We start from the raw sequence: 7,856 nt of genomic DNA, 5'->3' as shown, positions 1-7,856 counted from the left end.
AGCCCTCGTCGTACGCGTCCATTCCGCCCCGTTCCACGATCCCGGTCCGTCGTTCCGCCCGCCCGGCCGCGAGGGCGTCGTACCGCCCACGCAGCCCTGCGCGGCGTCGGCACGGGCACGGTACTCAGGACACCCACCCGGGCACAGCCCCTGTCCACCGGTCCCGCCGTGGCCGTCGCCACACCTCGAAGGCCGACCGTACGGCGAGTGCGACCGTCCGAGAGCCGCGATCCCCCTGGCCCACAGGGGACCCCCGCAGGTTATCCACAGGGCGCTCCGGCCGTTCGTCCACCGGAGTGACACCCTACGGTGCCCGCCCGTACACCCATTCCCTTCTTCTAGAACCTGTTCTATCTTGACGCACCGTCAGCTCAACGGGATCGGCCGGAAGGACAGGCACCGTGGACTTCACCTTCACCGAGGAGCAGCAGGCGGCGGCCGAGGCTGCGAAGGGCGTGTTCGCCGGCGTCGCACCCGACGCCGTGCCCAGCCCGGCCATGACCCCGGGCGCCGTCGCCGAGACCTGCGACCGCGCCCTGTGGGCCAGGCTCGCCGACGCGGACCTGCTGAGCCTGCTGCTCGACGCCCGGTACGGCGGGGCGGGGCTGGACGCCGTCGCGCTCTGCCTGGTGCTGCGGGAGTCGGCGAAGGTCCTGGCCAGGGTGCCCCTGCTGGAGAGCTGCGCGGCAGCGGCGGCCGTCCAGGCCTACGGCCGTGAAGAGGCGAAGGCGGACCTGCTCACCCGGGCCGGCCGGGGCGAGACCGTCCTGACCGTCGCCGCGCACGGCCGCACCGGCCACGACCCGGCCGAGCAGGCCGTGACCGCCCGGCAGGACGGCGGGACCTGGGTGCTGGACGGGGTGCAGACGGCCGTGCCCTGGGCCTACGACGCCGACGTCACGCTCGTCCCCGCGCACACCGGGACCGGACGGACCGTGCTCGCCCTGGTGCCGCGCGGGCACGAGGGCGCCGTCCTCGCGGAGCAGTTCTCGACCAGCGGCGAGCGGCTCGGCGAGCTGCGGCTGGAGGCGGCACGGCTGCCCGCCCGGGACGTCATCGACACCGACGGGGCGTGGGAGTGGCTGCGGGACCTGCTGGCCACCGGGACGTGCGCGCTGGCGCTCGGGCTCGGGGAGCGCGTGCTGCGGATGACCGGGGAGTACACGGGCAAGCGGGAGCAGTTCGGGTTCCCGATCGCGACCTTCCAGGCCGTCGCCGTGCAGGCCGCCGACCGCTACATCGACCTGCGCGCGATGGAGGCCACGCTGTGGCAGGCAGCGTGGCGGATCACCTCCGGGGCACCGGGCCCGCTGCCCGCCGCCGGGGACGTGGCCGTCGCCAAGATCTGGGCTGCGGAGGGCGTACGCCGGGTCGTGCAGACCGCGCAGCACCTGCACGGCGGGTTCGGCGCCGACGTCGACTACCCCCTGCACCGCTACCACGCCTGGGCCAAGCACCTGGAACTGTCACTCGGCCCGGCCGCGGCCCACGAAGCGGCCCTGGGCGACCTGCTGGCGGCCCACCCACTGGCCTGACCGCGCGGGCCGGGGCCGGCTGATCGCCAGGTGTCAGAGGACGAACCCCTGCTGCCCGTCGTCCGTCACCACGGGACGGCCCACCGCCTCCCACACCTGCATGCCGCCGTCGACGTTCACGGCGTCGACGCCCTGCTGGGCCAGGTACATCGTGACCTGGGCGGACCGGCCGCCGGAGCGGCAGATCACATGGACCCGGCCGTCCTGCGGGGCGGCCTCGGTCAGCTCGCCGTACCGGGCGACGAAGTCGCTGATGGGGATGTGCAGCGCCCCTTCGGCGTGACCGGCCTTCCACTCGTCGTCCTCCCGGACGTCCAGCAGGAAGTCACCGTCCTTGAGGTCCGCGACCGCTACCGTGGGCACACCAGCTCCAAAACTCATGCGTCCGACGCTACCCGAACCGGCCGGAGCACCGCCGGGACGCGGCTCAGCCCTGGCCCCCGCCGTCGCCCCAACCCTGGCCCCGGCCCTCTCCCTCGCCGAGCAGCGCGGCCAGCTCCGTTTCCCGCTCGGAGACCTGGGCGAGCAGGCCCTGCCCGATCTCGTCCAGGAGCCGGTCCGGGTCGTCCGGGGCCAGCTGGAGCATGTGGCCGATGGCGCTGTCCTCCAGTTCCCCGGCGAGCAGGCCGAGCAGTTCCTTGCGCTGGGTGAGCCATTCGAGGCGGGCGTAGAGCTCCTCGGCGCGGCTCGGGCCCTGCTTCAGCTCGGGCCCCTTGGCCCACTCCGCGGCGAGCTCACGCAGCTCCGCCTCGTCGCCCCGGGCGTAGGCGGCGTTGACGCGCGTGATGAACTCCTCGCGCCGCCGGCGCTCCTTCTCCTCCTGCGCCAGGTCCGGATGGGCCTTGCGGGCGAGGTCGCGGTAGAGCTTGCGGGCCTCCTCGCTGGGGCGGACCCGCTGCGGGGGCCGTACCGGCTGGTCCGTGAGCATCGCGGAGGCCTCCGGGAACAGACCGCCGCCGTCCATCCAGCCGTGCAGCAGTTCCTCCACGCCGGGGATGGGGGCGAGCCGCGCCCGGGCCTCGTCCGCCCGCTGCCGGTCCGCGGGGTCGCCGCTGCGGGCGGCTCTGGCCTCCAGGATCCGGGCGTCCAGATCCTCGAGCCGGGCGTAGAGCGGGCCGAGTTTCTGTTCGTGCAGCCGGGAGAAGTTCTCGACCTCGACGCGGAAGGTCTCCACCGCGATCTCGTACTCGATCAACGCCTGCTCGGCGGCCCGCACGGCCCGCTCCAGCCGCGCCTCGGGCCGTGCGGCGTCGTCGCCGTCCTGCTGAGCTTCCGGGGTCGTCACCCGACCAGCCTAGGTGACGAACCGACGGCGCCCGCGCTCCGGAGGGCAGGACCGGGGCGCTGCCGACTTGCCCGGGCGGCATGGGGGGACCGGGGCGGCACGAGCGGCCCCGGCGGCCTACACCCCCGTCTCCGCCGCGACCTTCCCCGCCCGCACCCCCGCCAGCAGCTCCGAGTGATCCGCCTCGGTCCGGTCCGCGTAGGCCACGGCGAAGTCCGCCATCGCCTCGTCCAGCTCCTCGTTCTTCCCGCAGTACCCGGCGATGAGCCGCGGATCGGCGCTGTGGGCGTGGGCGCGGGCCAGGAGCGCGCCGGTCATGCGGCCGTAGTCGTCCATCTGGTCGGCGGCCAGGGCGGCGGGGTCGACGCTGCCCTTGCGGTTGCGGAACTGACGGACCTGGAAGGGGAGCCCGTCGACCGTCGTCCAGCCCAGCAGGTTGTCGCTCACGACCTGCATCCGCTTCTGGCCCAGCACGACCCGACGGCCCTCGTGACCGGCCTCCGGCGCCTCGAAACCGGCCGTCACCAGATGCGGCACCAGCGCCGACACCCGCGCCTCCTTCACCTGGAGCACCAGCGGCTCGCCCCGGTGGTCCAGGAGCAGCACGACGTAGGACCGGGTGCCGACACTGCCCGTGCCGACGACGCGGAAGGCCACGTCCTGCACCGCGTGCCGGGCGAGGAGCGGCAGGCGGTCCTCCTGGAGGGTGCCGACGTACTCCTCCAAGGACGTGGCCACCGCCGCGGCCTCCGCGTCCGGGACGCGCCGCAGGACCGGCGGGGCGTCGACGAACCGGCGTCCGCCGTCCTCGGTGGCCTCGGTCGACTTGGCCGCGAAGCGGCCGCTGGTGTTGTGGCGGGCCTTCTCGGAGACGCGCTCCAGCGTGCCGAGCAGATCATGGGCGTCCGCGTGGGAGACGAGCTCCTCGTCCGCGATGGCGTTCCACGCGTCCAGCACCGGGAGCTTGGCCAGGAGCCGCATGGTCCTGCGGTAGGCGCCCGCCGCGTCGTACGCCGCCTTGCGGCACTGGTCCTCGTCGGCGCCCGCCACCCGGCCCGCGAGCACCAGAGAGGCCGCGAGGCGCTTGAGGTCCCATTCCCAGGGGCCGAAGACCGTTTCGTCGAAGTCGTTCAGGTCGATGACCAGGCCGCCGCGCGCGTCCCCGTACAGGCCGAAATTGGCGGCGTGGGCGTCGCCGCAGAGCTGGGCCCCGATCCCGGTCATGGGCGTGCGCGCCAGGTCGTAGGCCATGAGGCCCGCCGAGCCGCGCAGGAAGGCGAACGGGGTGGCTGCCATGCGGCCGACCCGGATGGGGGTCAGCTCGGGCAGCCGTCCGCGGCCGGACTCCTCGACGGCGCTCACCGCGTCGGGCCGGCAAGCGTCCAGGTCGAGCGTGGCGTGCGCGCTGCGCGGGATCCGCTTGCGCAGGGCCTTGCCCTCGTCCTTGGGCGAGCCCTCGGCCGGCCACTTCGCGAAGCCACGCACCCGGGGCAGCCGGGGCGGTGCCTCGTCCTTCGCCGTGGCCCCGTCCTCGTCCTGAGCTCCAGCCCTGGTCATCCCGACCGCCTCCCCCGCACGCGTACGAACATCAACTCGTGCCGACCGTACAACCGGCGGCCGAAACGCGTCACACCCTGTGGACAACTCCACAGCTGTGGACAATCCGTGCCGGGTCCGTACGGCAGCGGCGGGCTACGTCCCCGAGGGCACGGTGGCCTCCACCGGCACCACCGCCTCTTCATCCGTCCGCGCCTGCGTCAGCAGCCGCTCGGCCCGGTCCACGGTGATGTCGAGCCGGGCCAGCACCGCCGGAACGGTGATGCTGGGCAGGAAGTGCTCGAACAGTACGACGACCCGGCGCTCCAGATCCTGCCGCTGGCAGCGCAGCTGGGACAGCAGCTGCACCCCGGAGAAGCTGCCGACCAGCAGCTCCGCCGTCTCCGCCACGTCGACGTGCTGCAGCAACTCGCCCCGCGTCTTCGCCTCGCCCAGCATCTGCGTGTTCTGGTCGATCCACATCCGGAAGGCCGGGGTGCGGTCGAGGTCCATGGCTCCCTGGTCGAGGGCGAGCCCCACACTGGCGCGCACCAGCGGTTCGGACCGCAGCCGGCGGGCCATCACCAGGCCGGAGTCGACGAGTTCCTGGAGCTTGCTGGACTGCGGCGGGAGCGTGATCGCGAGCTGCTCCTCGAACACCCCCACCGCCAGCTCCTCCTTGGAGCCGAAGTGGAAGTACAGCGCGCCCTTGGTGACGCCTGCCCGGTCCAGGATCTCGCCGATGGTCGCCGAGGTGTAGCCGCGTTCGTCGAAGACGGCCGCTGCCGCCTCCAGGATGGTCCGCCGGGTGCGGATCGCGCGCTCCTGTCGCGCCATCGGGTGCCTCCTGATCTCCGTCGATCCCTGTGAAGTCGCTGTGTCGCGAGGGCGCGAGGGCCTGTCCCAGCGGCTTGGCTCACCCTTTGAAAAGAACCGGCTCGTCCGTATCTTAGTCTGGCGTCGATCGCGGCCAGGCAGCCGATCCTGGGGGTTCTCATGCCGCAGACAGGGCCTTTGAGCGCACTCGCGGACGATCAGACCGGACGCGGGGGCCGTCCGGCAAACGGAGCCGCTACGACCGTCGAGAACCCGCCACAGAGCATCGTCCCCCCACAGACCGCACCACCGTGTCCCGCCACCGACGAACCCGAGCCACCGGCAGCCGCCACCGGAGAGCCCACGCCCTTCGCCGCCGTCACCGACGAACCCGTGTCACCGGTCACCATCACCGACGAACCCGTGTCACCATCTCCCGTCACCGAACGCACCGCTCCCCACTCCCACACCACCGTCACCAAGGAACTCGCCCATCGCACCACCGAGACGGACGTCTTCCCCGCCCGGTGGACCCCAATCTCCGACACCCGTTTCCGCTTCACCGCGCACTGGCCGGCCGCCCACTCCTTCTTCGGCCCCGTGGACGACCGCCACCAGGACCCGATGATCGTGGGGGAAACGTTGCGGCAGGCCTCGATGGTGCTGGCGCACGCCGAGTTCGGCGCCCCGGCCGACACACACTTCGTCATGTGGGACCTGACGGTCCGCGTCGATCCGTCCGCGCTGCTGCTGGCCGATGCCGCCGAGCCGGTCGAGTTCGACGTCGTGTGCTCCGAAGTCCGCCGCCGCGGCCGCGGCCTGCACAGCATGCGGACGACGATGGAGTTCCGCCGCGCGGGACGGCTCGTCGCCCGCGGCACCGGCAGCACCGGCTGCACCTCCCCGCGCGCCTACCGCCGCCTGCGGGCAGGCAAGGTGAGTGCCCTGGACACCCCGGTGCCACTGCTGCCCGGCATAGCGCCGCAGATCGCGGGACGGGCCCGTGCCGAGGACGTCGTCCTCGCACCCACGGACCGCCCCGGCGTCTGGCACCTGCGCGTCGACACCGGCCACCCGGTGCTCTTCCCGCGGCCCAACGACCACGTCCCCGGCATGGTCCTGTTCGAGGCGGCCCGCCAGGCCGCGACCGCCGCGTCCGGCCGGCACCCCTTCCTGCCGTCCACGATGACGGCCGGCTTCACCCGGTACGCCGAGCTGCACGGCCCGTGCCGGATCGAGGCCGAGGTCCTCGACGAGAGCCCGGGGGAGGTCACCGTACGGGTGTCGGGGCGGCAGGACGGCGAGTCCGTCTTCACCGCCTCCCTGACCGCCGCCCGGCCGACGCGGGTACGGTCCCTGTCGTGAGGGTCAAGCTTCTGATCACGGGCGCGAGCGGCTTCGTCGGCAGCCGGGTCGCCGCCACGGCACAACGTCAACCGGGCGCCCATGTACGCCTGTTGTCCCGGAACGCACCACACGGCCCCGAGTACGTCCACGGCGACCTCTGCGCCCCGCCCTCCCTGCGCGGCGTCTGCGCCGACACCGACGTCCTGGTGCACTGCGCCGCGCGGGTCGGTGGCGACGCCGAGACCGTCGAGGCGGTCAACGACCACGGCACCCGCGCCCTGGTCGAGGAGGCAGTGCGCGCCGGAGTACGCCGGATCGTGTACGTCAGCACGGCCGCCGTCCACGGCCGGGGCCCCTTCCGCGGTGTGCGCCCCGGGGAGGTACCGATCGCGCCCGCGTCGCCCACCAGCCGCACCCGGGCCGCCGCCGAACGGTACGTCCTCGACGCGGGAGGCCTGGTGCTGCGCCCGCACCTCGTGTACGGCGAGGGCGACCACTGGATGATCCCCGGCCTGGTGTGGTTGTTGAAGGAGCTGTCGGCCACCCTGACCGGCTGTGATGCGCTCCAGTCGATGATCGACGTCGACAGCCTCGGCCGTGCGGTGGTGGCCGCCGCGCTCGCCCCGGTGCCCGGCGGCGGTGTGCACCATGTCAACCACCCCGAGCCGGTGGCGGTCCCCGACCTGCTGGCGTCCGTGGGCCGAGAGTTGGAGATGCCCGGCGGCGGTGCGGCCGTGGACGTCGCCACCGCCCTGGACCGGGCCGCCGGGTCTCCCCTCGCCCTCCATCACCTCGGCATGCTCACGGTCGACCACTGGTTCGCCGACGACGCGTTCTGGAAGGACTTCGACTGCTCGCCCGGCGAGGGGTTCGCGGCCGCGTTCAGCCGTGCGGCGCCCTGGTACCGCGCGTTCCTCCAGGGCCGGAAAGTCTCCTGACCGCCTGAGCCTCCGCCCCCGCTCACTCCGCCTCCGATTCCTTCGCCTCTGCTTCCCCCGCTCCCTCCGCCTCCTCCGGGCGCGGGCCACTGCCCGGACCCCGGCCGTGCAGCAGCACCGGCAACTCCTCGTGACCGGTGGAGATGATGGACCGCAGCCGCTTCGGCGGACGCGACGGATCGGCCAGGGCCAGCCGAGGGAAGCGCGCGAACAGCGACGTCAGGGCCACGGTGGCCTCGGCCATGGCCAGGGGCCGGCCCAGGCAGTGGTGCACGCCGTGGCCGAAGGACACGTGGTCACGGCTGGTGGCAAGGCCTCGACGAGGACGTACTCCGACGGCTCGTCCACGCTGCGCGACCAGTCGAACCACAGGCAGCCGGGCTCGGCGCGCGTCGCCCG

The 7,856-nt window shown here is 73.4% G+C and carries 7 protein-coding genes and 2 pseudogenes; 3 read left to right on the top strand and 6 right to left on the bottom strand.

The features are described 5' to 3' along the window. Window positions 1–401: 401 nt before the first annotated feature. Entirely contained in the window at window positions 402–1,535 is a 1,134-nt protein-coding gene (locus ABZ281_RS28350; protein WP_356659943.1) for an acyl-CoA dehydrogenase family protein, read from the top strand. Window positions 1,536–1,568: 33 nt separating this feature from the next. Here the strand turns inward: ABZ281_RS28350 and ABZ281_RS28345 are convergent, their stop codons facing one another. The 4 genes from ABZ281_RS28345 to ABZ281_RS28330 form a co-directional block, all read right to left on the bottom strand. Continuing rightward, complete coding sequence (locus tag ABZ281_RS28345) at window positions 1,569–1,898, bottom strand: rhodanese-like domain-containing protein (protein ID WP_356659945.1); 330 nt, start codon at window positions 1,896–1,898, stop codon at window positions 1,569–1,571. A 64-nt stretch (window positions 1,899–1,962) separates the two neighbouring features. Continuing rightward, entirely contained in the window at window positions 1,963–2,820 is an 858-nt protein-coding gene (locus tag ABZ281_RS28340; RefSeq protein WP_356659941.1) for a hypothetical protein, read from the bottom strand. Window positions 2,821–2,937: 117 nt separating this feature from the next. Beyond that, window positions 2,938–4,377 (bottom strand): DUF2252 domain-containing protein, encoded by a 1,440-nt coding sequence (locus tag ABZ281_RS28335; RefSeq protein ID WP_356659939.1) that lies wholly within the window; start codon window positions 4,375–4,377, stop codon window positions 2,938–2,940. A gap of 135 nt (window positions 4,378–4,512) precedes the next feature. Further along, a complete protein-coding gene (locus ABZ281_RS28330; protein ID WP_356659937.1) occupies window positions 4,513–5,193 on the bottom strand; it encodes a ScbR family autoregulator-binding transcription factor in 681 nt (226 codons plus the stop codon). Between the two features lie 372 nt (window positions 5,194–5,565). Here ABZ281_RS28330 and ABZ281_RS28325 point away from each other — a divergent pair, with 372 nt between their 5' ends. Continuing rightward, on the top strand, window positions 5,566–6,537 hold the full coding sequence (locus ABZ281_RS28325; protein ID WP_356659935.1) for a ScbA/BarX family gamma-butyrolactone biosynthesis protein: 972 nt from the start codon (window positions 5,566–5,568) through the stop codon (window positions 6,535–6,537). Continuing rightward, window positions 6,534–7,457, top strand: coding sequence for an NAD-dependent epimerase/dehydratase family protein (locus ABZ281_RS28320; protein ID WP_356659933.1), 924 nt, complete (start codon window positions 6,534–6,536; stop codon window positions 7,455–7,457). The genes ABZ281_RS28325 and ABZ281_RS28320 overlap by 4 nt, the downstream gene beginning before the upstream one ends. 22 nt (window positions 7,458–7,479) lie before the next feature. Here ABZ281_RS28320 and ABZ281_RS28315 read toward each other — a convergent pair. Both ABZ281_RS28315 and ABZ281_RS28310 read right to left on the bottom strand, forming a co-directional pair. Then, window positions 7,480–7,752 (bottom strand): annotated as a pseudogene (locus ABZ281_RS28315) (cytochrome P450); the annotation flags it as partial. A 17-nt stretch (window positions 7,753–7,769) separates the two neighbouring features. Continuing rightward, a pseudogene (locus ABZ281_RS28310) lies at window positions 7,770–7,856 on the bottom strand (antibiotic biosynthesis monooxygenase); the annotation flags it as partial.

It is taken from the genome of Streptomyces sp. NPDC006265, assembly GCF_040613555.1.
GTDB lineage: Bacteria > Actinomycetota > Actinomycetes > Streptomycetales > Streptomycetaceae > Streptomyces.
The sequence above is the reverse complement of the archived record's forward strand: the minus strand, read 5'-3'. Positions and strand labels throughout refer to the sequence as shown.

What these genes read in the sequence shown, in the direction of transcription:
- ABZ281_RS28330 (WP_356659937.1), bottom strand. Translation starts at nt 5,193, where the DNA reads ATGGCGCGACAGGAGCGCGCGATCCGCACCCGGCGGACCATCCTGGAG.
- ABZ281_RS28335 (WP_356659939.1), bottom strand. Translation starts at nt 4,377, where the DNA reads ATGACCAGGGCTGGAGCTCAGGACGAGGACGGGGCCACGGCGAAGGAC.